The organism is Dactylosporangium thailandense (genome assembly GCF_059739745.1).
This window is the reverse complement of record NZ_AP029195.1, coordinates 8,329,077-8,353,278: the sequence shown is the minus strand read 5'-3', so window position 1 is coordinate 8,353,278 and position 24,202 is coordinate 8,329,077. Positions and strand designations below refer to the sequence as shown.

Annotated in this window: 19 protein-coding genes and 2 pseudogenes; 11 read left to right on the top strand and 10 right to left on the bottom strand. The window is 73.3% G+C overall.

Features of this window, described 5'->3' with window-relative positions; translation table 11 throughout:
- Positions 1-25 precede the first annotated feature (25 nt).
- Together AC6JBM_RS37100 and AC6JBM_RS37095 are read right to left on the bottom strand one after the other, a co-directional pair.
- Entirely contained in the window at positions 26-529 is a 504-nt protein-coding gene (locus AC6JBM_RS37100) for a MarR family winged helix-turn-helix transcriptional regulator (RefSeq protein WP_497978565.1), read from the bottom strand.
- 56 nt (positions 530-585) lie between these two features.
- Positions 586-942, bottom strand: a complete 357-nt coding sequence (locus AC6JBM_RS37095) for a DoxX family protein (RefSeq protein WP_497978564.1) — start codon at positions 940-942, stop codon at positions 586-588.
- Between the two features lie 100 nt (positions 943-1,042).
- Between AC6JBM_RS37095 and AC6JBM_RS37090 the strand changes: the two genes are divergently transcribed.
- The 7 genes and pseudogenes from AC6JBM_RS37090 (at position 1,043) to AC6JBM_RS37060 (ending at position 6,890) form a co-directional block, all read left to right on the top strand.
- Entirely contained in the window at positions 1,043-1,447 is a 405-nt protein-coding gene (locus AC6JBM_RS37090; RefSeq protein WP_350616125.1) for a DUF7144 family membrane protein, read from the top strand.
- Positions 1,448-1,503: 56 nt separating this feature from the next.
- On the top strand, positions 1,504-2,490 hold the full coding sequence (locus AC6JBM_RS37085) for an alpha/beta fold hydrolase (RefSeq protein WP_497978563.1): 987 nt from the start codon (positions 1,504-1,506) through the stop codon (positions 2,488-2,490).
- Between the two features lie 43 nt (positions 2,491-2,533).
- Positions 2,534-3,034 carry a DUF456 domain-containing protein gene (locus AC6JBM_RS37080; protein WP_350616122.1) on the top strand — a complete coding sequence of 167 codons (501 nt, stop codon included), beginning with the start codon at positions 2,534-2,536 and terminating at the stop codon, positions 3,032-3,034.
- 80 nt (positions 3,035-3,114) lie between these two features.
- Positions 3,115-3,885 carry a maleylpyruvate isomerase family mycothiol-dependent enzyme gene (locus AC6JBM_RS37075; protein ID WP_497978562.1) on the top strand — a complete coding sequence of 257 codons (771 nt, stop codon included), beginning with the start codon at positions 3,115-3,117 and terminating at the stop codon, positions 3,883-3,885.
- Positions 3,886-4,092: 207 nt separating this feature from the next.
- Positions 4,093-5,007 (top strand): annotated as a pseudogene (locus tag AC6JBM_RS37070) (3-hydroxyacyl-CoA dehydrogenase family protein); the annotation flags it as partial.
- Positions 5,008-5,256: 249 nt separating this feature from the next.
- Positions 5,257-6,117, top strand: a pseudogene (locus AC6JBM_RS37065) (3-hydroxyacyl-CoA dehydrogenase family protein); the annotation flags it as partial.
- 443 nt (positions 6,118-6,560) lie between these two features.
- Positions 6,561-6,890: an Rv1322 family protein gene (locus AC6JBM_RS37060; protein WP_350616116.1), complete on the top strand. Its 330-nt coding sequence runs from the start codon at positions 6,561-6,563 to the stop codon at positions 6,888-6,890.
- A gap of 161 nt (positions 6,891-7,051) precedes the next feature.
- Here AC6JBM_RS37060 and AC6JBM_RS37055 read toward each other — a convergent pair whose 3' ends face one another.
- On the bottom strand, positions 7,052-7,975 hold the full coding sequence (locus tag AC6JBM_RS37055) for a glycosyltransferase family 2 protein (protein ID WP_497978561.1): 924 nt from the start codon (positions 7,973-7,975) through the stop codon (positions 7,052-7,054).
- A gap of 452 nt (positions 7,976-8,427) precedes the next feature.
- Positions 8,428-8,700, bottom strand: coding sequence for a hypothetical protein (locus tag AC6JBM_RS37050; RefSeq protein ID WP_497978560.1), 273 nt, complete (start codon positions 8,698-8,700; stop codon positions 8,428-8,430).
- 49 nt (positions 8,701-8,749) lie between these two features.
- On the opposite strand from AC6JBM_RS37050, the gene AC6JBM_RS37045 reads away from it, so the two are divergent.
- Positions 8,750-10,240: a sugar transferase gene (locus AC6JBM_RS37045; protein ID WP_350616111.1), complete on the top strand. Its 1,491-nt coding sequence runs from the start codon at positions 8,750-8,752 to the stop codon at positions 10,238-10,240.
- A gap of 49 nt (positions 10,241-10,289) precedes the next feature.
- Here AC6JBM_RS37045 and AC6JBM_RS37040 read toward each other — a convergent pair whose 3' ends face one another.
- The 6 genes from AC6JBM_RS37040 to mce all read right to left on the bottom strand — a co-directional run bounded on the left by AC6JBM_RS37040 (position 10,290) and on the right by mce (position 18,854).
- The gene (locus AC6JBM_RS37040) at positions 10,290-11,120 is read right to left on the bottom strand and encodes a glycosyltransferase family 2 protein (RefSeq protein ID WP_497978559.1); all 831 of its coding nucleotides are present in this window, start codon (positions 11,118-11,120) and stop codon (positions 10,290-10,292) included.
- 19 nt (positions 11,121-11,139) lie between these two features.
- Complete coding sequence (locus tag AC6JBM_RS37035) at positions 11,140-12,333, bottom strand: methyltransferase domain-containing protein (RefSeq protein WP_497978558.1); 1,194 nt, start codon at positions 12,331-12,333, stop codon at positions 11,140-11,142.
- Between the two features lie 351 nt (positions 12,334-12,684).
- Positions 12,685-14,610, bottom strand: a complete 1,926-nt coding sequence (locus AC6JBM_RS37030; protein WP_497978557.1) for a coiled-coil domain-containing protein — start codon at positions 14,608-14,610, stop codon at positions 12,685-12,687.
- A gap of 157 nt (positions 14,611-14,767) precedes the next feature.
- Entirely contained in the window at positions 14,768-16,000 is a 1,233-nt protein-coding gene (locus tag AC6JBM_RS37025) for a coiled-coil domain-containing protein (RefSeq protein WP_497978556.1), read from the bottom strand.
- A gap of 931 nt (positions 16,001-16,931) precedes the next feature.
- The gene (ccrA, locus tag AC6JBM_RS37020; RefSeq protein ID WP_497978555.1) at positions 16,932-18,281 is read right to left on the bottom strand and encodes a crotonyl-CoA carboxylase/reductase; all 1,350 of its coding nucleotides are present in this window, start codon (positions 18,279-18,281) and stop codon (positions 16,932-16,934) included.
- 126 nt (positions 18,282-18,407) lie between these two features.
- A complete protein-coding gene (mce, locus tag AC6JBM_RS37015) occupies positions 18,408-18,854 on the bottom strand; it encodes a methylmalonyl-CoA epimerase (RefSeq protein WP_497978554.1) in 447 nt (148 codons plus the stop codon).
- Between the two features lie 96 nt (positions 18,855-18,950).
- Between mce and AC6JBM_RS37010 the strand changes: the two genes are divergently transcribed.
- Genes AC6JBM_RS37010 through AC6JBM_RS37000 form a run of 3 tightly spaced genes read left to right on the top strand, consistent with a single transcriptional unit; the run spans position 18,951 to position 24,179 of the window.
- Positions 18,951-20,138 carry an acetyl-CoA C-acetyltransferase gene (locus AC6JBM_RS37010; RefSeq protein WP_350616098.1) on the top strand — a complete coding sequence of 396 codons (1,188 nt, stop codon included), beginning with the start codon at positions 18,951-18,953 and terminating at the stop codon, positions 20,136-20,138.
- The gene (meaB, locus tag AC6JBM_RS37005) at positions 20,135-21,097 is read left to right on the top strand and encodes a methylmalonyl Co-A mutase-associated GTPase MeaB (RefSeq protein WP_497978553.1); all 963 of its coding nucleotides are present in this window, start codon (positions 20,135-20,137) and stop codon (positions 21,095-21,097) included. Before AC6JBM_RS37010 ends, meaB begins: the two co-directional genes overlap by 4 nt.
- Before the next feature lie 46 nt (positions 21,098-21,143).
- Entirely contained in the window at positions 21,144-24,179 is a 3,036-nt protein-coding gene (locus AC6JBM_RS37000) for an FtsX-like permease family protein (protein ID WP_497978552.1), read from the top strand.
- Positions 24,180-24,202 lie beyond the last annotated feature (23 nt).

Here is a 24,202-nt window from a genome sequence, read left to right as displayed (position 1 = left end):
CACTCTATTCCTGTCGCCGGGTCATTTATATGGCCCGTGCGCCGGGGACGGGTGGTCCCTTCGGCGCGCCCGGGCACGTGTCGCCGAGCTTCCCCGCGACGGCGCCGAGCGCATCGGCCAGCGCCCGCGTCTGGGCCTCGTCAAGGTGGTCGAAGATGAGCCGGCGCACGTCGGCCACGTGGGCCGGGGCGACACGCTCGGCGAACTCCCGCCCGGCGCCGGTGACCCGCGCGATGCTGACCCGCCCGTCGCAGGCATCGCCGGAGATCTCGACGTAGCCGAGGTCGACGAGCTTGCGCATGCGGTGGCTCAGGCGGCTCGCCGACATGTTCATCTGCCCCGCGAGATCGGACAGGCGCAGCCCCTCGCCGGCGTCGCTGAGCGCGGCCAGCAGCCCGTATTCGACGTGGACCAGGCCGTGCGGCCGGAACGTGCGCTCGAGCTCGGGGAAGCCGACGAGCACGACGGCCAGCAGCGACATCCAAGCGCGCCGCTCGGTGTCGTCCAGCCATCGTGGCTCGTCCGTCATGGGTTCCATGGTGCCCGGATCTTGCGCGAATGAGCCAACGACGCGTCCGATAGGCGTCAGAACCGGCCGATCGCGATGATCACCGCGAGGGCACCGAGCAGCACGTTGACGCCGATCATGGGGTACTCCTTGGCCCGCGCGTGGTCCACGACGGCCAGCAGCATGATGACGGCCAGACCGGTGGCGGCGAGCGGGGTGAGGATCGGCGCGATGCCGGTGGCCCACGGCAGGATCAGCCCGAGGCCGCCGAGGATCTCCGTGACGCCGATGAATCTGACGGTGCCCGGGCTGTACCGATGCACCCAGGTCATGTTCTTGCCCAGCTTCTCGACGGGCTGTGACGCCTTCATTACGCCCGCGCCCAGGAAGGCCACGCCGAGGAGCACCTGCAGCACCCAGAGGAAAACGTTCATGCCCGGGATTGTGGGCACATGTGCTTGAAGCGTCAAGCTTTTGCCCGTTCCCCGCCCGCGGGTGATGGGGGCTCATCCGATCGGCGCCCACCGTGTGCGCATGGAGACGTTGCACCGGGAGTCCCGCTGGGTCACCGGGTTCGCCGTGTTCGGCGGGAGCATGATGCTCGTCGTCGGCATCTTCCAGATCATCGTCGGGCTCACGGCGATCTTCGAGCGAACCTTCTACATCCTCGCCGACAGCTACCTCTTCGGCTTCAACATCGTCGCCTGGGGCTGGGTGCACCTCGCCCTCGGCGTGATCGTCGCGCTCGGGGGCGGGGCAGTGCTCGCCGGGCAGTTGTGGGGGCGTGTGCTCGGCATCGTGCTGGCGTCGCTGAGCGCGGTCGCCAACTTCCTGTTCCTGCCGTACTACCCGCTGTGGTCAATGCTGATCATCGCGGCGGACGTGGCGGTCATCTGGGCGCTGACGCGGTATGGGCGTGACGAGGCCGTTCTGAGCTGACAGTGTGTGGGCCGGCCACATGTGACCGGCCCACAGCCCGATGCCACGATGCGGTGATGCACGTCACGACCAGAGGGCCGCAGACCGGCCCGCCCGTCCTGCTTATTCATGGCAACTGTTCTTCGTCCGCCTTCTGGGAGCCGCTCGTACGGCACCTGCCCGAGCACTGGCGGCTGGCGCTGCCCGACCTGCGCGGCTACGGGCAGAGCCCCGCCCTCCCCATCGACGCGACCCGCGGGGTGCGCGACTTCGCCGACGACGTGGCCCCGCTGCTGGCCGAGCTGGCCGGCGGCGGCAAGGTGACCGTGGTCGGCCACTCGCTCGGCGGCGGCGTGGCGATGCAGCTGCTGCTGGACCACCCCGAGCACATCGGCGCCCTGGTGCTGGAGGCGCCGGTCTCGCCGTACGGCTTCGGCGGCACCCGCGACCTCGACGGCACCCCGACCACGCCCGACTTCGCGGGCACCGGCGGCGCCTCGGCCAACCCCGACTTCGTCCGGCTGCTCGCGGCGAAGGACCGCGGCACGGACGAGCAGACCAGCCCGCGCAACGTGATGCACGCGTTCTACGCCGCGCCCGGGTTCGACTTCGGGGCGGACGAGGAGCCCCTCCTCGACACCATGCTCTCCACGGCGATCGGCGAGGCGAACTACCCCGGCGACGGCACCCCCAGCGAGAACTGGCCCGGCCTGGGACCCGGCACCAAGGGCGTGCTCAACACCCTCTCGCCGCGCTGGCTGAACCTGTCGGGGATCGTCGACGTGGCCGAGAAGCCGCAGATCACGTGGATTCGCGGGGAGCTGGACGCGATCGTCTCCGACACCTCGTTCTTCGACCTCGCGCAGCTGGGCAAGCTCGGCCTCGTGCCCGGGTGGCCCGGCGAGGAGGCGTGCCCGCCCCAGCCGATGATCGGTCAGACGCGGGCGGTGCTGGAGCGGTACGGCAACTACCGGGAGCTCGCGTGGGCGGGCGTCGGGCACAGCCCGCACGTCGAGCGCCCGGAGGAGTTCGCCGCCGTGCTGCGGGAGGTCGTGGGGGCCTGACGTTCGGATGCGCCGGGCCGCGCTGTGCTGCACAGTGTTGCGTGTGGATGCGACCGACAGCAGCGGCCTGGTCTCCGTCATCACCCCGATCTGCGTGATCGTCGGGCTGATCGGGGTGCTCGTGCCCATGGTGCCGGGCCTGGTGCTGTGCTGGGCCGGCGTGGCGGCGTGGGCCGTGTTCGGCGGCCACGGCGCGACCGGGTGGGCGGTGGGGATCGCGGCCACGGTGGTGCTCGCGCTGGGGTTCGTGGCGAAGTACCTCGTGCCGGGCCGCAACCTCAAGCGTGCCGGCGTGTCCAACCTGACCCTGTTCCTGGGCGGGGTCGGCGGGATCATCGGTTTCTTCCTGATCCCGGTGGTGGGGCTCGTCATCGGCTTCGTGCTGGCCATCTTCCTGGTGGAGCTGGCCCGCCACCACGACGCTCGGGCGGCCTGGGGTTCGACGAAGCACGCCCTGAAGGCGGCCGGGCTGTCGATGCTCATCGAGCTGGCGACCGGCCTGATCATCGCGGCCGTCTGGCTCGCGGGCGTCTTCGTCGCCTGACCCCGGTTGCCCCCCTCGCTGCTCCCGCGTCCATCCGGTAGCCGACCGAAAATGTCGTACCCGTGTGGCACTGTGTCGGCATGGAGATCGGTCGGCACATCGACGCCCTGGAGCGCGCCGGGCTGGATCTCGTCGACGCCGCGGGGAAGGCCGGCTTCGACGCCCCGGTCCCGACCTGCCCCGAGTGGACCGTCCGCGAGCTGGTCCAGCACGTCGGCTACGTGCACCGCTGGGCGGCCACCTACGTCCGCGACGGCCGCACCCAGATCCTGACCGACGACGAGGAGGCCGACGCGGTCGGCCCCTTCCCCGCGGACCCGGCGCTGCTCGACTGGTTCCAGGCCGGCCACACCGCCCTCGTCGACCTCCTGCGCGCCGCCCCCGCCGACACCCCCTGCTGGCACTTCCTCCCCGCCGAGACCCCGCTGGCCTTCTGGGCCCGCCGCCAGGCCCACGAGACCACGATCCACCGCGCCGACCTGGAGGGCGCGGTGGGCGACATCGCCGGCGTGGACGCCGGCCTCGGCCTCGACGGCATCGACGAACTGCTGATGGGCTTCTACGGCACCCGCGGCCGCCGGCTGCGCGCCGAGACGCCCTGCACCCTGTCGGTCGAGGCCCTTGACGGCGCCGCCGCCGACGGCCCGCACGCGTGGACGGTGTCCATGACCCCCGCGGGCGCCACCATCACGCGCGGCCCGACCCCCGGCGCCGACTGCACCCTGCGCGGCCCGGCGAGCGCGCTGTATCTGGCCCTGTGGAACCGCCGCTCCACCACGGACCTCGACGTCCAGGGCAACGGGTCGGTGCTGTCCCTGTGGCGCGAACGAGCCACGATCCGCTGGACCTGACCTCCCTCCCTCTCTCACGCTGGGGTTCTCGGGTTTCTGGTCGTGCACCTCCTCCTCTCGCACTTCGCCTCTCCGGATCCTGTTTCTGCGCCTTGGTCTCTCGCGCTTTGCGGGGCGGAGGGGGATTTGCCACACGATGTCGGATCGACGAGGGTCGGCGTGGCAGACTCGGCCGGGACCTGAATCATCGTTAGGGAGGGCGGTCGCATGGGGCGCGAGTTTGCATCCGTCGGGGTGGTGGGGCTCGGGACCATGGGGGCCGGCATCGTCGAGGTCTTCGCCCGCAACGGGATCGACGTCCTGGCCGTCGAGGTCAGCGACGCGGCGCTCGGCCGCGGCGAGCAGACCCTGCGCGGCAGCGTCGACCGGGCCGTGCGCAAGGGCAAACTGTCCGAGGCCGAGCGCGACGAGCTGCTGAGCCGCGTCACGTTCGCGGTCGGGCTGCCCTCGCTGCACGCCGCGGACCTCGTCATCGAGGCCGTGCCCGAGCAGCTCGCGCTCAAGCAGCGGATCTTCGCCGAGCTCGACCGCGTGTGCAAGCCCGAGGCGATCCTGGCCACGAACACGTCCAGCCTCTCCGTCACCGAGATCTCGGTCGCCACGAGCCGTCCCAACCAGGTCGTGGGCATGCACTTCTTCAACCCGGCGCCGATCATGAAGCTGGTCGAGGTCGTGCGCACGGTCGTCACCGCCGACGACGTCGTCGCCGACATCGAGGGCCTGTGCGCGCGGCTGGGCAAGGTCGACGTGACCATCGGCGACCGGGCCGGGTTCATCGCCAACGCGCTGCTGTTCGGCTACCTCAACCAGGCCGTGTCCCTGCTCGAGGCGAAGTACGTCACCCGCGAGGACCTCGACGCCGCGATGCGCCTCGGCTGCGGCCTGCCCATGGGCCCGCTCGCGCTCATGGACCTCATCGGCCTCGACACCGCATACGAGATCCTCGACACCATGTACCGCCGGGGCGGCCGCGACCGCCGCCACGCCCCGGTGCCGCTCATCAAGCAGATGGTCACGGCCGGTCTCCTGGGCCGTAAGTCGGGGCGGGGCTTCTATACGTACGAGAAGCCGGGCTCGCCCGTGGTCGTGCCCGACGAGTTCACCAGCCTCGCCTCACGCGCCGGGCCCGTCTCGGCCGCGACCACATCGCCCGACTCGGCCGCGACCGCATCGCCCGCCTCGGCCGCGACCGCATCGCCCGCCTCGGCCGCGACCGCATCGCCCGTCGCGACCGGCTCGCCCGCGACCGCACCGCCGCCCGTCGCGACCGGCTCGGCCGCGACTGCGCCGCCCGCCTCGACAGGCGCGGACACGTTGCCCGGCGAGACGGCGGTTGGGGCTCCGGACCGCGGGGTCGAGCCGGCCGTGCTCGCGCGGGCGGTCGCGAAGGTCGGTGTCGTCGGCTCCGGCACGATGGCCACCGGCATCATCGAGGTCTTCGCCCGAGCCGGGTTCGAGGTCGTCTCCGTGACCCGCGGCGCCGAGCAGTCCGGCCGCACCTGCGAGACCTTGAAGACGTCGTTGAACAAGGCCGTCGTACGCGGCCGGCTCGACGAGGCCGGACGCGACGCCGCGCTGGGCCGGGTCACCTGGTCCGCGACCATCGAGCACCTCACCGACGTGGACCTGGTCGTCGAGGCGGTCGTGGAGGAGCTGTCGGTCAAGAAGGCCCTCTTCGCCTCGCTGGACGAGATCTGCAAGCCGGGCGTCGTGCTCGCGACCACCACGTCGAGCCTGCCGGTCATCGAGCTCGCGGTCGCCACCGAGCGCCCCGCCGACGTGGTCGGCCTGCACTTCTTCAACCCGGCGCCGGCGATGGGGCTGGTCGAGGTCGTGCGCACGATCCGCACCTCCGAGCAGGCCGTCGCCACCGCCACCGCGATCTGCCGGGCGTTGGACAAGCACGCGGTCGTGTGCGCGGACCGTTCCGGGTTCGTGGTCAATGCGCTGCTGTTCCCGTACCTCAACGACGCCGTGAAAATGGTCGAGGCCTCGTACTCGACCGCCGACGACATCGACCACGCGATGAAGCTGGGCTGCGGCTACCCGATGGGCCCGTTCGAGCTGCTCGACGTGGTCGGCCTGGACGTGGCCCTGGCCATCCAGCACGAGCTGTACCTTGAGCTGCGCGAGCCCGGCTTCGCCCCGGCGCCCCTGCTGGAGCACCTGGTGACGGCGGGCTACCTGGGCCGCAAGGTCGGCCGCGGCTTCCGCGACTACTCCCGGAGCTGACCGAGCCCACGGCCGCCGAGCCCGCATGAAGGTCGGCCGCGGCTTCCGCGACTACTCCCGGAGCTGACCGAGCCCTCGGCCGCCGAGCCCGCATGACCCCGGCACCGGTCGCGGGTCGAGCAGTGGACGCGGGCGCAGCGCGTGGCGGTGGTGGTCGTGCGCGGCGCGAGGTGGGAGATTGCCCGGGTGCGTGCCGCTCCCGGGTGCGGGTCGCGCGATGCGCCGGGCGTGCGGAGCGATAGGCCGGTCGCCCGTCGTGCACGCGCTCGGCCGGCTCGCGTGCCGCTCCCGGGTGCGGGTCGCGCGATGCGCCGAGCGTGCGGAGTGATAGGCCGGTCGCCCGTCGTGCACGCGCTCGGCCGGCTCGCGTGCCGCTCCCGGGTGCGGGTCGCGCGATGCGCCGAGCGTGCGGAGCGATGGCGACCGGCGGATACGCTGGACATGTGTCTCCCCGGCGCAACCACCCCAAGCGCGACGACGCACCGCCGCCGATCGACCTCGATCGGGTCAAGCGGGGCGTCGGCGCCGTGCAGCAGTGGAGCGACGGGGAGTGGCAGGTGCGCAACATCCCCGCGGGCGGGGCGACGAAGGCGTACCGCTGCCCGGGCTGTGACCAGGAGATCGGGCCGGGCGTCCCGCACCTGGTGGCCTGGCCCGCGGACGAGCGCGGGGACCTGACCGATCGGCGGCACTGGCACACCGGCTGCTGGCGCGCTCGCGACCGGCGCGGGCCCAACATCCAGCGGAGCCGCAGCGCGCCCCGCTACGGCTGAGAACGCCACCACCGCGCCCGAGACGATGCGAGCCGCCGAGGGCGCGAAGGCCGCCAAGTGGCGCGAGCCGCCGAAGGGGCGAAGGCCGCCGAAGGTGCGAAGGCCCGAGCGGTGCGGGCCGTTGACAGGTGCGAAAGGCCCCGAGTGCGCAGGCGGGAGCGTTAGGGCTGGGGAAGGTCGCGGCGCACGAACGAGCGCGTCTGCACCGGAACGAACGGCATCGGCTCCTGTGAGGACAGCCACGTCGATCGGCGGCGGCGGATGGACAGCCACGGCTCGCCCGCGACCGAGCGGGCCAGTGCCGCCGCGCTCAGCATCAGGCCCATCGCCCGGGTCCGGCCGGGGGTGAGATGCCGGTGCGCGAAGGCCATGCGCTCGGTCAGCAGGGCGGTGCTCACCAGGCGCGCCGGGCGCGGCGAGGGCGGGTTCGCGGTCATCTGCGCGTCGGGGACGAGGGTCGGGCGGGCGCCGAGGGCTCGTGCGCGTACCGACAGATCCGCCGTGGGAAGGCGCTCGTCGAAGCCGCCCAGCATGTCCCACAGCCCGCGCTCGATGAGCAGCATCCGCGGGGTCAGGGCCGGCACGGCGCCGCCGATCGCCCGGTCCAGCCGCGGCAGCCGTTCGGGGTCGAAGGGGAGGCTCAGTGCCAGGCAGGCCGTGCCCAGCAGGGTGGGCGCGGCCTCGACGGTGCGGCCGTCGTCGGCGCCGTCACGCAGGGTCCGGCCGGTGCAGAGCCGCTCGTCGGGGTGGGAGCCCGCGTGCTCGAGGAGCGTGCGGACCGCGTCGCCGACCGGCTCGAGGCCGGGGTCGAGGAACAGCAGCCACGGCGCCCGGGTGCTGGCCGCCCCGAGGTTCAGCGCGGCCGGCGCCGGCAGCGGCTCGTCCTGGCGGATCAGGGTGACGTCGCGGAAGGCGTGCCGCACGGCGGCCGCGGTGTTGTCGGTGGACCCGTTGTCCACCACGACCATCTCGGCCGGCACTTCCGTCCCGGACTGGATTGCGCCGAGTCCCCGCAGCAGACCGCCGCGCTCGTTGCGCGCGACGGAGACGATGCTGACGACCGGTGCTGGCTGGCTACTGCTCACGAGTGGCTCCCACGGCGAGGCTGAAGCTTCCCGGATAGTACCGGCGGCCGGGGTGACCCAAGCCGAAAGTACCGAGGGAGCTTGGCCGATCCGGCGGGTGACATTCCGGCGGATGGGCGCTGCGAGCAGCGAAAACGTAGATATTGGACATGAACTCAGCCCGGGTCCGACTGCCGCCGGGTGGCGTGTCGCTGCTATCCTCTCGACGGCGGCGCAGGAAAGCCCGGCCAGCTATTTGTGCTCATGCGTTCAAACATTCCTCGGACCATTGCCTTCCGGACCTGAAACGGAGTGCAGCCGGAAACGGGGACGAACGCAATGCACGACGGCGGCCGAGGCGATGGCTTGACGGTGACGCTCGGTTTAAGCCCCTGCGGTGTGTGATGGCGCTAGAACGGACGGTGATCATGCGGTGCTCATCGGTGATCATGCGTTCGGCCTGGTTATCGCGATCAGGTTCGATTGGTCGCCGTCACTGCCCGGTCCTTAAGTCCGGCATAGAACTCAATTAAGGCGACGCAGCGTGATTTCCGGCGCACGAGCGGCGTCTTGTCCTTTTTTCCCTTATTGGACGATGCCTTCGGCAAAGGTGCAGCACCGCTGGTGTCAATAGCACCTTCAGCCACGTCGGGAATGCGGCACGATGGTTCCGGCAATGGCCGCTTCCTCGGTACCTTACCGCCGGGGTTCGGCCGCCCAACGGCAGTCAAGGTGACGAACGCCACCGCATTTCACCTTCGATAAGTGGATTGAGCAGCACGTAAGGGGGTTGGGATGGTTTTGGCGGATTCGGCCACGGTCGAGACCGCGGTGATGGCGGCTTTCCCAGGGGTCCAGCGGCGCCGGCTCAGGTCGACCGGGCGCAATCTTCTCGTCGCGTTCCTCGGCGATACGCTGGCGGTCACGATCACCATCACGACCGTCGTACTGTTCATGGCCGGCGACCTGATGGGTGGGGCATTCGTCGCACCGGGCGTGGGGGTCGCGCCCGTGTACTCCGTCACCGCGTTCGGACTGTTCTGGCTGCTATTACTGGCGGGCAACCGCATGTACGACCGCTGGTTCCTGGAGAACCGCACCGGAATGATCTATCGGAGCCTGCGCGCCGCGGTGATCGCGGTCGCGATCCTGGCCCCGATCTGCGTGCTCTTCGACCTGCTGTACCTGCTCAAGCCGATCATCGTCGCCGTGCCCGTCGCCGCCGGCCTGACGATCGCCGGCCGCTACGCCACGCTCGCGGTGCTGCGCACGGTGCAGCGCGAGTACGTCCGCCAGCGCACCCTGGTCATCGGCCCGGCCGACTCGGTCGTCACGCTCCTCACGGCGCTGCGCCGCGATCGCTCCTACGGCCTGCGGGTCGCCGGAGCCTGCATCACGGACCTCGACCAGGCCCGCAAGGTCACCGCTCACTCCATCCCGGTGTACGACGACCTCAAGGACGTCGCCGGCACCGCACTCAGCACGGGTTGTACGGCGGTGCTGGTCGCGCTGCCGCTGGAGATGGACCCGTACAAGATGCGCCGCCTGGCCTGGGAACTGTCCGACAACGACATCGAGCTGCTGGTCGCGCCGGCCCTGCCCGAGGTCGCCCCCGAGCGCGTGGCCGTGCTGCCCAGCGGCGGCGGACCGCTGCTGCACGTGCGCGCCCCCGTGCTCACCGGCCCGCAGCGCGCGGTCAAGAACGTGCTCGACCGTCTGCTGGCCGGCATCCTGCTGATCCTGGCCGGACCGTTCATGCTGGTCATGGCGATCATGATCCGCGCCACGAGCCCGGGGCCGGCCCTGTTCCGCCAGCCGCGCGCCGGGATCAACGGCAAGGAGTTCACCTGCTACAAGTTCCGCACCATGGTCAAGGACGCGGACAAGCTGCGGCAGGAGATCGAGCACCTCAACCAGCACACCGAGGGCCTGCTGTTCAAGATGAAGCGGGACCCGCGGGTGACGAAGGTCGGCTCGATCCTGCGCCGCACCTCGCTCGATGAGCTGCCGCAGCTGCTCAACGTCATCAACGGCACGATGTCGATGGTCGGCCCGCGCCCGCCGTTGCTGTCGGAGGCCGCCGAGTACGACGACGACGTGCGCCGCCGCCTGCTGGTCAAGCCGGGCATGACCGGGTTGTGGCAGGTCAGTGGCCGCTCCGAGCTGTCCTGGCAGGAGTCGGTGCGGCTCGACCTCAACTACGTCGACAACTGGTCCCCGCTGCTCGACCTGCGCATCCTCGCCCGCACCGCGAACGCGGTCGTCCGGGGCACCGGCGCCTACTGAAGCTCGAGACGAACCCCCGGCGAGCCCGCTCGCCGGGGATTTTGCTGTCTCAGCGGGTGCTGAGGTCGCTGCCCCAGCCGCCCTTGTCGCGGCGGACCCGGCTCAGCGTGCGGTCCAGCACGAGCACGCCGAGGTAGGCGGCCGCGTCGACCGGGCTCACCTCGCGGCGCCGCAGCAGACCCGCCAGCGAGCCCAGGCCGGGCCCCGCTGCGCCGCCGGTCGTGTGCGGGCGCTGCAGGGCCGCGAGCTGGCGGTTGCCCCGGCGGACGCGGACCCGTCGGTTCAAGTGCGATTTGACGGTACGAGCTGGGCGCACCAAAGACCGGGCCTCGGACACCACCAGGCGCTCGTCCGGGGCGAAACTGGTGTGCACCCAGCCGTCATCGGCGATCACGTCCGGCATCGGGAAGACCCGTGCGTGGCCCGCCTCGGTGAGCACGTAGACGCCGACCCCGGCGAGCGCGCGCGTCGGCGCGAGGAGCCGGTGGTGCACGCGGTGGACCCGCCGCGCGATCGGCCCGACGCGGTCGAGATCGAGCTCGGGCACGGGCGCGCAGGCCAGCACGCCCGGCCGGGCACAGGCCCGGACCAGGGCCCGGACGGACTCGGCGGTCAGCTCGACGTCGGCGTCGAGGTAGAGCCGGGGGAAGCTGCGGCAGGCCTCGTCCCCGAGCCGCAGCGCGGGCACCTTGCCCGGCACGGGCGTGTCGATCACCCGCACCCCGGGGACGGCGGCCGCGGCCTCGGCGGTGGCGTCGCTGCACGCGTTGGCCACGACGATGACGTCGAACTCGCCGGGCTCGGCGCCCTCGAGCAGCCGGTTCAGGTTGCGCCCGATGACCGCGGCCTCGTTGTGGGCCGGGATGACGATGCTGACCATGGTTGCCGGTGCCCGGCGCTCAGGCGACGTGGATCTCGGCGGCCACCCCGAGCTCCACGAGGGTCTTGGCGATCTCCTCGTGGTACGCGGGGTTGGTGATGACGACCGCCCTCGGCTGCAGCGCGGTCAGCGTCGACGGCGGGTCGACCCGGTGCCCGGTCACGGGCAGGAACCGCCCCCACTTGCGCGGGTTGAGGTCCACGACGCCGGCCAGGGCGAGCTCGCGGTCGGCGAGGGTGAGGAACTGCACGCCCCGCGTCCCGGCGCCCCACAGCACCGGCTTGGCGCCCTCGGCGTCGAGGCGCGCGATGGTGGCCCGCCAGCGCTCCCGCTCGGCGTGGTGCCGCTCGGCGAAGCCGGCCCCGGCGGCGAGCTGCTTGTCGCGGGCCCGCAGCGAGGGCAGCTCGCCCGTGTGCGCGACGTGCCCGCCGGCGCGGGGGCGGTTGGCCGAGACCTCGATGTAGCGGTACATCCCGGAGAACAGCGTCCCGGTCGACTCGACCGTCCAGCCGGCCCGGCCGAAGATGCTCGCGAGGGCGTAGGCGCCGAAGTACGACACGCGCGGGTAGGTGACGTCCCAGCCGGCGCCGGCGAGCTCGTGCGCGGCGTCGGGGACCTCGACGTAGCCGAACACCTCGCGCCCGGCGGCCTGTTCACGCAGGTCGACCAGGAACTCGAACGGGTCGTCGAGGTGTTCGAACCAGTGGCGTGAGGTGAAGAAGTCGTACCGTGGGAGGCCGTCCTTGCGCGGCGCCAGCGCGCTGTGGAACGTGGTGGCGCCCTGCTCGCCCTCCTCGCCGGCGTACCGCGCGTCGTAGCCGACGCCGCCGGCCCCGCCGATCCGGGTCAGCTCCTTGAGGAACTCGCCCTGTTCGCACCCGATGTCCAGCACGAGCTTGCCGTTGAGGTCGTAGCGCTCGTTGAGGTTCTCGACGAGTTCGGTGGAGAACCGCTGGAAGGCGGGGGAGAAGTACAGGCTGGTGTCCATCGTCGTGTCGTAGACCAGCCGCTCCGGCTCGAACGCGATGTTGCGCACGTACGCGCAGCGCGGGCAGGCGGCGAGCGTCATCCGGCCGGTCGGCGAGGCGACGGCGTCGCCGTGCGCCTCCCAGTGCACGCCGTTGAGGACCGGGACGTCGCCGAGCTCGGCGAACGGGACGAGCTTGTCCTCGTCACAGGCGTCGCAGACGCGGGGGCCGTGCTCCGTGGTCACGCCGACACCCGCCGATCGTGCCGGGCTTCCCGGCGGTCATGGGCAGTGACGAGCACGCGCATAGCGAAGCTCCCGATCGTCGGCGGGTGGGAGGTGAGTTTATGGTTCGGCAAACGGCCGCGGGGTCGTCTGTCGATTTCCTGACTGGCACCTCTGCGTGGCGGGGTTCGGTTCAGATCTTGTTTTGTCGCGGGCCTTGTGGTTCGCAGGCCCTTTTGGTTCGCAGGCCTTGTGGTTCGGCGGCCTTTTGGTTCGGCGGCCTATTGGTTCGGCGGCCAGCAGTCTAAGGCGTCTTCGGCCGAGTGATGCGACCGGCCCGGATCGCGTTGTTTTCGGTGCTTCAGGCGAGGCTCAGCGGGTGCCGTTGGCCTCGACGGTGACCTTGCCGTTGGCCGGGAGCGCGGCGGTGGCGGCGGTCAGCTCCTCGTCGAGCTCGGCCCCGTCCGTCTTGGGCTCCTCCGTCTTCGTGGCCTTGGCGCCCTGGGCCTTCGACTTCCCGTTGCCGTTCGTGCTCGGCTTGGGCTCCGCCGCCTTCGCCTCCGCGGCCTTGAGCGCCTCGGCGGTCTCGGCCTTCGCGGTCGCGACCTCGGCCTCCAGGGTTGCCACCTTGGCCTTCAGGGTCTCGGCCTCGGCGGCGGCGGTGCGCAGGGAATCGGCCTCCGCCGCGGTCGCGCGCAGGGTCTCGGCCTCGGCGGCGGCCTCGCGCAGAGCACCGGCCTCGGCCTCCAGGGCGGCGATGCGGGCCTTGAACTGCGCGGCCTCGGTGTCGGCGGCGGCGCGGATCTCGGCCGTCTCGGCCTCGGCGGCGGCGCGGGCGGTCTCGGCGGCCTTCAGGGCCTCGTCGGCCTTGGTGGCGGCCTCCGCGCGCAGGGCCTCGGCCTCGGTCGCGGCCTTGGTGCGCACGCCCTCGGCGTGGGTCGCGGCCTCGGCCTTGACGGTCTCGGCGTGCGTGGCCGCCTCGGCCTTGACGGTCTCGGCCTGGGTCGCGGCATCCGTGCGCAGCGAGTCGGCCTCGGCGGCCGCGGCCGTGCGCAGGGACTCGGCCTCCGTGGACGCCGCGGCGCGCAGCGAGTCGGCTTCCGTCGCGGCGGCGGTGCGCAGCGAGTCGGCCTCCGACGCGGCGGCCGTGCGCAGGGCCTCGGCCTCGGCGGTGGCCGCGGCGCGCTGCTCGGCCAGCTCGGCGTCGTGGGCGGCGCGCAGGTCGCGCAGCTGCTGCTGGAGGGCCTCGCGGTGGGTGGCGACCTCGGCGTCGGCGGCCTGCTTGGCGGTGACCGTGTCGGCCTCGAGCTTGCGGCGGGCCTGCTCGGCGGCCTCGGCGGCCGCGGCCTCGGCCTGGGCGGCGAGGGCGGCCGCGGCCTCCTGGGCCTGCTTGGCGACCGCCTCCGCGGCCTCCTGGGCCTTGGCGGCCACGGCCGTGGCGGCCTGCTGAGCCTGGGCGGTGAGCGTGTCGGCCTCGTGCTTGGCCTGGGCGGCGAGCGTGGCCGCCTGCTCCTGCGCCTGCGCGACGAGCGCCGCGGCGTGCGACTTGGCGCCGGCGGTCTCCTGCTCGGCGGCGGCGCGCACGGTGTGGGCGTGCTGGTCGGCCTCGGTCTTGACGGCGGCGGCGTGCTGCTCGGCGGCCGTGCGCACCTGGTGGGCGTGGGCCTCGGCCTCGGCGCGGGCCTGCTCGAGCTGGGCGGTGGTGACCTGCGTGACGCGCTGGGCCTCGGCCTGGGCGGCGGCGACGATGCGCTCAGCCTCGCCGCGGGCGTTGGCGGCGCGGTCCTCGATCGCGCGGGCCTCGGCGTCCAGCGACGAGCGGCGGTGGGCGACCGAGCGCTCCTCCTCGGCGCGGCGGGCGGCGAGGGCGAGCTCGAAGTCCTCGTTGGCCTTGGCGGCGCGGTTGCGGGCCTCGGCGAGCAGGCGCTCGGCCTCGGCGCGCAGGCCGGCGATCTCCTGCACGGCGCCGGCGCGGATGTCGGCGGCCTGGTCCTCGGCGAGGCCCAGGATCTTCTCGACGCGCGGGCCGAGGTGGCGGAAGGAGACGACCTCGCCGCGCCCGGGCGCGTGCCGGCGCAGCTCCTGCATCTCCATCTGGAGGTCCTGCACCTGCGAGGCGAGGGCCTGGACCTGGCCCCACACCTCCTCGTTCTCCAGCTTCAGCGCGGCGATCTCGTTCTCGGACTGCGTCCAGTACTTGTCGACCTGGTCACGCCGGTATCCGCGGATCGCCGTTTCGAAGTCTGGCTCCGAGGACACCCCGGTGCCCGAGTTGAAGAGGTCGCCGCCGTCTGACATAACACCCATCCTCACACGCAACGTCCCGCCACGCGCAATTACACACTGCGCGTGACGGGACGTGCGATCGAACTCCCCGTGAATGATTGCAATCGGTCCGGTTTTGGTTGCGGCCCGCAATCCTGAGAAGCGGCACGATCGCCGCGACCCCGTGCTGTCAGGCGGAGACCTTCTCGCCGTCCGACTTGCCCTTCTTGTCGCCGCCGCCCTGAGCCGGCGCCGTCGGCATGATCCCGGCCAGACCGGAGAGCATCTGCCCAAGCTGCGACGTAACCGCATCCTTCTGGCGGGTGAGATCCTCGACCTCGCGGCGAGCGCGCTGCGTCGTGTCCTCGGCCTCGCTACGGGCCTCACTGAGCACCCGGTGGGCCTCGGCGCGGGCCTCGTTGACGGTCTTGTCGGCGAGGTTCTTCGCCTTGTCGACGGTCTCGGCGGCGGCCCGCTCCGACTCGACGCGGCGGGTCTCGGCGCGCTGCTCGATCTCCTTGGCCCGGTCCTCGGCCGCCCGGGCGCGCCCCTCGGCCTCGGTGACCAGCTTCTGGGTGGCGGCGACGGCGGAGGCGTGCCGCGCGGACTCGTCGCGCTCGGCCTTCTCCTGCCGCTCGGCGATCTCCAGCGCGAGGGACTGCAGGTCCTTGTCGCGCTTGTCGCGGGCGTCGGTGAGCAGCTTGGTCGCCTCGGCGCGCTTCTCCTCGGCCTCGCGAGCGGCCTTGGCGCGCAGCTGGGTGATCTCCCGCTCGGCGGTGGCCCGCAGCGTGGCGACCTCACGCTCGACGGTCGCCTTGAGCTCGGCGACCTCGTGCGCGGTGGCCGTGCGCAGCTGCTTGGTCTCGCGCTCGGCGTCCGCCCGCAGCGTGTCGGCCTCGCGCCGGGCCTGCACCCGGACCTCGGCGGCCTCCCGCTCGGCGGCCGTGCGCAGGTTGCCCGCCTCCCGCTCGGCGGTCGCCTTCATGGCCGCCGACTCGGCGCGCGCCTTGTCGGTGATCTCGCGGGCCTCCAGCCGGGCCGCGGAGATGATGCCCTCGGACTCGCGCTTGGCCTCGCCCCGGTGGTCGTTGGCCTGCTCCTCGGCCAGCCGCAGAATCTGCTCGACCCGCGTGCCCAGCCCCGAGAGCGTCGGCCGGTTGTTCTCTTCCAGCTGCTTGTTGGTGTCGCTGAGCTTCTGCTCCATCGTGCCGAGCCGCTGCTCGGCCTGACGGACCCGGCGCTGGGCCTCGGCGAGTCGGCCCTCGGCCTCTTCGCGGGCCTGATTGGCCTGCTGCATCTGCGCGGTGAGGCGCTGCAGCTTGCTGTCGACCTGCTGACGGTCGTAACCGCGCAGGACAACACTCAGCTCTTCGTGATCAGAGCCGTTCTGGAAGAAGTCAACCGAGGACTGCTGCTGGGGCATTGGCACATACTTGCAGACCACCCGGGGGAGTTCGCAAGGGTGGAACGGCTATCTTCCGCACGGCCCTCATGGTCAACTTTCCCAGGCCAGGACACGCCGCATTTTTGTCACGCGTTCTGGGCGTGGCGCGATGAGCTGGACGTGCGGCTCGAATGGCCGAATCGACCGGAACGCGTGGGTGCTTGATCCCCACCGCGTTGGTGGGGGATCGAGTGACCGGCGGGTGAGCACCGCGCGGGTGCCGAGTTCGCACCACGCCACGCCCCGTCCTCGCCGCACCCTGTCTCGCCCCGCGCCTCGGCCCCGCGCCTCGGCCCCGCGCTCGCCCCGCGCCCGCGCTCGCCCCGCGCCCGCGCTCGCCCCGCGCCCGCGCTCGCCCCGCGCCCGCGCTCGCCCCGCGCCCGTTGCGCCCGCCGTCTTCGCCGCGCCCCCATACCCCGTGCTCCGCCCGCCCGCCCGCTCCCGCGCCGCGCCCGTGCTCGTTGCGCCCGCGTCGGCCCCGCGTCCGTGCTCGCCGCGCCCGCGCCCCGCGCTTGGGTCCGCGCCGCGCATGCGCCTCGCACTCGGATCCGCCCCGCGCCCGTGCTGCGCCCGAGGTTGCGGCGGAGGAACGAGCTCACGCGCGGTCGGAGCCGGGCTGTGCGGGGTGGGAGCTGCGAGAACGGGTGCTGGGCGGGCGGTATGTGCGCGTCCGGGCGGGGCGGACGCGGACGCGGGTGTGGGTGCGGGTGCGGGTGCGGGTGGTGCGGGGTGGGAGCGGGCGCGGGGCGGGCGCGGAGCCAGAGCCGGCGCGGGCGAGGCGCGGGGCGGACGCGGGTGCGGGTGGTGCGGGGTGGGAGCTGCGGGGACGGGGGCTGTGCGAGTGGCATGCCCGCGCCCGCGCCGAGACCGGGCGCGGGAAGTGAGGGGTCAGCGGGCGTGGGTGGCCAGGTCAGCGGTTGCGGAAGCGGTTGATGGCCGGCTCGTGCCGCGCCCGCAGCGCGCCGTCGCGAACGCCCAGGCCCTCCGACGGGGCGAGGGCCAGCACGCCGACCTTGCCCTGGTGGAGGTTGCGATGCACGTCGTACGCGGCCTGCCCCGTCTGCTCCAGCGGGTACACCCGGGAGAGGGTCGGGTGGATGCGCCCCCGGGCGATGAGACGGTTGGCCTCCCACGCCTCCCGGTAGTTTGCGAAATGGGAGCCCACGATGCGCTTGAGGTGCATCCAGAGGTACCGGTTGTCGTACTGGTGCGCGAACCCCGAGGTCGAAGCGCACGTGACGATCGTCCCGCCCCGCTTCGCCACGAACACGCTGGCGCCGAACGTCTCGCGGCCCGGGTGCTCGAAGACGATGTCGGGGTCCTCGCCGCCGGTCAGCGCGCGGATCTCGGCGCCGAAGCGCTTCCACTCGTCCGTGTCCTGGGTGTGCTCGTCGCGCCAGAAGCGGAAGCCGGAGCGGTCGATCACCAGCTCGGCGCCCATCGCCCGGCACAGCTCGGCCTTCTGCGGGCTGGAGACCACGCACACGGGCGTCGCGCCGCCGTTGAGGGCGAACTGCACCGCGTACGAGCCCAGGCCGCCCGAGGCGCCCCAGATGAGCACGATGTCACCCTGCTTCATCCGGGCGCCGTGGTGGGAGACGAGCTGGCGGTACGCCGTCGAGTTGACCAAGCCGGGGCACGCCGCCTCCTCCCAGGACAGGTGCGCGGGCTTGGGCATGAGCTGGTTGGCCTTGACCAGGGCCAGCTCGGCCAGGCCGCCGTAGTTGGTCTCGAAGCCCCAGATGCGCTGCTGCGGGTCGAGCATCGTGTCGTCGTGCCCGGCGGCGTCCTCGAGCTCGACGCTCAGGCAGTGCGCGACGACCTCGTCGCCCGGCTTCCACTTGCTCACCCCTGGCCCGACGCGCAGCACCACGCCGGCCGCGTCGGAGCCGACCACGTGATACGGCCGGTCGTGGCGCGCGGCCAGAGCGTTCAATGTGCCGTACCGACGCAGAAACCCGAACGTCGAAACCGGCTCGAAGATCGAGGTCCACACCGTGTTGTAGTTGACCGCGGAGCCCATCACGGCGATGAGCGCCTCGCCCGGCCCGACCTCAGGGGTGGGGATCTCCTGCACGTGCAGGGACTTGCGGGGGTCCTTCTCGCGCGTCTCGAGCCCGTCGAACATGGCCGCCTCGCCGGCGCGCACCACGACGCCCCGGTAGCTGTCCGGCACCGGGAGCCCGGCCACCGCCCGCAGCTCGGCGGCCGGGTCCGGGGCGCCTTCCGCCTGCATGATCGCGTCGAGGATGTGCTGCATCGCTGGCGCTCCTAACGTCCGGTGAGGAAGCGTCGCCGCACACGGCGGCCGACGACCATGGGGACCGTCCACACATCTCGATCCCCGGGCCGGACGTTACTGACCGGTAACTAGGCGCGGAAGGCGCTAGTGAGAAACTGCATCAGCGGGCTGTACCAGCTCGACCAGCACGCCCCCGGCGTCCTTGGGGTGCACGAAGTTGATCCGCGAGCCGGCGGTGCCGCGCCGCGGCTCCGCGTACAGCAGCCGCACCCCGCGCTCGCGAAGGGCGGCGCACGCGGCGTCCACGTCGGTCACGGTGTACGCCAGCTGCTGCATCCCCGGCCCGCTGCGCTCGAGGAACTTGGCGATCGTCGACTCCGGCGACAGCGGCGCGAGCAGCTGCAGGCACCCACCCTCGGGCGTCGGGCCGACCGAGAGCATGGCCTCGCGCACGCCCTGCTCCTCGTTGGTCTCCTCATGGACGCAGCGCATCCCGAACACGCGGCCGTAGAAGGCGATCGCCTCGTCGAGGTCGGCCACGGCGATGCCGACGTGGTCGATGCGCTGAATGCCGATGGGTGATATATCCAACTTCTGAGCCGAGGTCTCCATGGCGATAGTCTGAACTGATCCAACGTTCAGGTCGCGACGATGCGATGTGAACCTTCTCTCGGAAGGTCTCCTGCGATGACTCAGTCGGTGATCGTCAACGGCGCCCGCACGCCGATGGGCCGCCTGCTCGGCGCCCTCAAGGACTTCCCGGCCACCAAACTGGGCGAGGTCGCGATCCGGGCCGCGCTCGAGCGCTCGGGGGTCGCGCCGGAGCAGGTGCAGTACGTGATCATGGGTCAGGTTCTGCAGGCCGGCGCCGGGCAGATGCCCGCTCGCCAGGCGGCGGTGGGTGCCGGGATCCCCATGCACGTCCCCGCGCTCACGATCAACAAGGTGTGCCTGTCCGGCCTCGACGCGATCGCGCTCGCCGACCAGCTCATCCGCGCGGGCGAGTTCGACATCGTCGTGGCCGGCGGGATGGAGTCGATGACCAACGCGCCGCACCTGATGCTCGGGCAGCGGCAGGGGTACAAGTACGGCGACGTGGTGATCAAGGACCACATGGCCCTCGACGGGCTCACCGACGCCTACGACCAGGTCTCCATGGGCGAGTCGACCGAGCGGCACGTGGCCCGCCTCGGCATCACCCGCGAGGCCCAGGACGCGTTCGGCGCGGCCAGCCACCAGAAGGCCGCCGCCGCGCAGAAGAACGGCCACTTCGCCGAGGAGATCGTTCCGGTCGAGATCCCGCAGCGCAAGGGCGACCCGCTGGTCGTCGCCGACGACGAGCAGATCCGGCCCGAGACCACCGTGGAGAGCCTGGCCAAGCTGCGCCCGGCGTTCACCAAGGACGGCACCATCACCGCCGCGACCTCCTCGCCGATCTCCGACGGCGCCTGCGCCGTGGTCGTGATGAGCAAGGCCAAGGCCGAGGAGCTGGGCCTGACCTGGCTCGCCGAGATCGGCGCCCACGGCAACGTCGCCGGCCCGGACAACTCGCTGACCAGCCAGCCCTCCAACGCCATCAAGCACGCGCTGGGCAAGGCCGGGCTGAGCGCCGGCGACCTCGACCTGGTCGAGATCAACGAGGCCTTCGCCGCCGTCGGCGTGCAGTCCACCGCCGACCTCGGCATCGACCCGGCGATCGTCAACGTCAACGGCGGCGCGATCGCGCTCGGCCACCCCATCGGCATGAGCGGTGCCCGGCTCGCCCTCACCCTGGCCCTGGAGCTGCGCCGGCGCGGCGGCGGCCTCGGCGCGGCGGCCCTGTGCGGGGGCGGCGGCCAGGGCGACGCGCTGCTGCTGCGCGTGCCCAAGCAGTGACGATCCGCCGCTCGCGCGACGTGCCCGCGCTCGTGGGGGCCGCCCGGGAGGGCGACCCCCGCGCCGTGGCGCGCCTGATCAGCCTGGTCGAGGACGGTGACGAGGCGCTGCCGGCCATCGCGGCGGCGCTCGCCCCGCACACCGGCACGGCCGCGGTGATCGGGCTCACCGGCTCGCCGGGCGTGGGCAAGTCCACGACGACGAACGAGCTCGTCCGGGCGTTCCGCAAGGCCGGGCGGCGGGTCGGGGTGCTCGCCGTCGACCCGTCCAGCCCGTTCACCGGCGGCGCGATCCTCGGCGACCGGGTGCGCATGCAGGACCACGCCACCGACCCCGGCGTCTACATCCGCTCCATGTCCAGCCGCGGCCACCTCGGCGGGCTCTCGGCGGCCACGCCCCAGGCGGCCCGGGTGCTGGAGGGCGCCGGCTGCGACCCCGTGGTGGTCGAGACCGTCGGGGTCGGCCAGGCCGAGGTCGAGATCGCCGGGCTGGCCGACACCACCGTCGTGCTGCTGGCCCCGGGCATGGGCGACGCGATCCAGGCGGCCAAGGCCGGCTTGCTGGAGATCGCCGACGTGTTCGTGGTGAACAAGGCCGACCGCGACGGCGCCGACGCCACCTACCGCGACATCCAGAACATGATCGGCCTCGGCGAGCGCGCCCCCGGGCAGTGGCGCCCGCGCGTCGTGCGCTGCGTCGCCGCGCGGGGTGAGGGCATCGACGAGCTGGTCGAGGCGATCGAGGCGCACCGGTCGTACCTGCACGACTCCGGCGAGCTCGACGCCCGCCGGGTCCGGCGCGCCGAGGCCGAGATCGAGGCGATCGCGCTGGGCACGCTGCGGGCCCGCATGAAGGACCTGCGCCGCGGCGACGCCCTCGCCACGCTGGCCCGCGACGTCGCGGGCGGCCGCACGGACCCCCACGCCGCGGCCGGCGCCCTCCTGGCCCAGCTCGGCTAGTGTCTGCGGGTCAACCAACCCGCTGATCAGCACCTTGGGGGCTCACGTGACGGCCTGGACCGTCATGCTGCGCGGCATCCGGTACCGGGCCGGCCGGTCGTTCGTGGTCCTGCTCCTCGCCGTCACGGCGACCACGGCGGCCGTCCTCGCCCCCGCGTACAGCCGGGCCGCGCAGCAGTCCGTCCTCACCGACGGCCTCACCGGCGCGACCGGGCTGACCGTCGGCGCGAAGGGCACGCGGGACAGCGCCGCCTTCCTGGACCTGGCCGAGATCCGGCTGGTCATGAACGCGGCCCTCGACCAGGACCGGCCGCTCGGCGACCGGCTCGGCCGCCCGGTCGCGGCCATCGACACGGAGGTCACCTACGCCGGGGCCGGCGCCCGGCTCGCCTACCGCCAGGACGTCTGCGCGCAGCTGCGGCTCGAGGGCGACTGCCCGGACGAGCCGGGCGAGGTCGCGGTCAGCCGCCGCACCGCCGACGCGCACCACCTCCGGGCCGGCGACTCGATCGCCGTGCACCTCGGGCCCGCGGGCGCCGGGCGGGACAAGACGTTCAAGATCAGTGGGCTGTACTCCCCGAAGGACGCCGACGCCGCGTACTGGGGCCGCACCGCGTACTTCAGCGCCGGCTCCGACGGCGAGGGGGAGCGGGCCGACTCGCTGTTCAGCCTGACCGAGGAGGACCTGCGGGCCGAGCCGGGCGCGACGCTGTCGACGCGGCTGGAGTACCCGCTGCGCGCCGAGCGCGTCCGCCTCGACGACGTCGCCGGGCTGCGCGACAGCCTCCGCGCGCTCGCCGGCCGGATGCGCGGCCACGAGTTCGAGGTCACCACCACGCTGCCGGCGGTCCTGCAGGCCGTCGACGCCCAGCAGGGGGCGATCGCGCGGACGGCGCCCGTCATCGCCGTACCGCTGCTGCTGCTGTGCTGGTTCGTGCTCTTCCTGCTCGTGGCCTCGCTCACCGAGGAGCGCGGGCCCGAGATCGCGCTGGCCAAGCTGCGCGGCTACCCGGCCGGGCGCGCCGCGCGCTTCGGCCTCGGCGAGGTCCTGCTGCTCACCGCCGCGGCCGTGCCGATCGGCCTCGCCGCCGGGCTCGGCCTCGTCCAGGCCGCCGCGAGCGCCCTGCTGGCGCCGGGGGTGCACGCCGAGCTGCGCTGGCCGGTGTTCGCCGCGGCCGGGATCGCGCTCGCCGCGAGCGTCGGCGCCGCGCTGCTGGCCGCCCGGGCCACGCTCGCCCGCCCGGTCCTCGGCCTGCTGCGCCGCGTGCCCGAGCGCCGCGGCCGGAGGGCCGGGCTCGCCGAGGGCATCGTCGTCGCGCTCGCCGCGGCCAGCCTGGTCGCCGCCGCCGGGGACCGCACCTCACCGCTGGCCCTGCTCGCCCCGCCGCTGCTCGCGCTGGTCCTCGGCATCGCCGCCGCCCGCCTGCTCGGGCTGTGGTCGGCGGCCCGGCTGCGCCTCGCGCGCCGCCGCGGCCGGATCGTGCCGCTGCTGTCCGCCGCGCAGCTGTCGCGGCGCCCGGGCGGGCAGCGGCTCGTCGTGGTGCTCACCGTGGCCGTCGCGCTGCTCTCCTTCGCCGCGACCGCCTGGGACGTCGCCGCCCGGGCGCGCGGGGACGCCGCCGAGGACGCCGTCGGGGCGCAACGGGTCTACACGGTCAACGCGCCGCACCCGGAAGCGCTCGAGGCGGCCGTCGCCGAGGCCGATCCCGGTGGGCATGCGATGGCGGTCGTACGGGCGAGCCAGCGCTTCGACAACGCCCCGATCGAGCTGCTGGGGGTGCAGTCCGACCGGCTCGCCGACGTCGCCGTCTGGCGCGGGCACTCCCGCGAGCAGGTCGGCGGCGTCGCCGCGCGCCTGCACCCGTCGGCGCCCGACCCGCTGCGCCTGGGCCGCGAGCTCGGCGCCGAGGTGAGCGTCGACGCGCTGCCGGCCAAGCCCGCCCTGCGCCTGGCCGCGATCGTGGCCGGCCCCGGGCAGCCGCCGCGCACCGTCACCCTCGGCGCGCTGGCCAAGGGCACCCACGGCTACCACGCGGCGCTCGTGGGCTGCACCGCCGGCTGCCGGCTCATCGGGCTCGCGGTCGGCCGGTCGGCGGGCGGCAGCGACCCCTTCGCGGTCACCGTCACCGTGCGCACGTTGTCCAGCGACGGCGAGCCGCTCGCCCCCGGCTTCGACCTCGCCGGGCGCTGGCGGGCCCGGCCGGCCGCGAACGGCGGGGCCACGGTGACCGTGCGCGCGGGCGCGGCGCTGGGCGTCGACGTTTCCGGCAGCGACCCCGCCGACGCCGTGGTCGAGCACGTGGACACCCCGGACACGCTGCCCGCGGTGCTGGCCGGTGGGGCGCCGGCCGACGACGCCGAGGCCGCCGCGTTCAGCCTGCCCGGCTTCTCGGACCAGCCGCAGCCGTTCGCGGTCGCGGCCCGCGCCGACAGCCTCCCGCGGGCCGGTCGCCGCGCGGTGATGTTCGACCTCGACTACGCCACGCGCCTCGCCGAGCGCACCGCGAGCCTCGCCGACAACGGCAGCCTGCGCTACGAGGTGTGGGCCGCGCCCGGAGCGCCCGCGGACCTGGCCGCCCGGCTCGGCGCCCGGGGCGTGCAGGTGCTCGGCACCGAGACGATCGACGGCTTCACCGAGCGGCTGGCCCGGGGCGCCCCCGCGCTCGGGCTCCGGCTCTACCTGCTCGCCGGGGGCACGGCGATCCTCCTCGCGCTCGGGGTGGTGCTGCTGAGCGCGTACGTCGGCGTCCGGGCCCGCCTCGACGAGCTGGCGGCGCTGCGGGTCGCCGGGGTGCGGGCGGGGCAGCTGCGCCGGGCGCTGCTGCGGGAGTACCGCGCGCTGCTCGGCCTGCCCCTCGTGGCCGGGCTGGCCGCGGGCATCGCCGGCGCGCTGGTCATGCTGCCCGGGGTGCCGCTGGTGACGGTCGGGGAGCCGGCCGGCTCGTTCTCCTACGAACCCGGGTTCGGGGCGCTGCCGGTCGCGCTCGGGCTCACCGTGCTCGGACTCCTGGTGACCGTGGTGCTCGTGCTGCGGCTGCTCGGCCGGGCCACGCCCCTGCGGCTGCGGGACGGCGGGCAGTGAGCGGTTCGGAGCGCAGCGGAGAG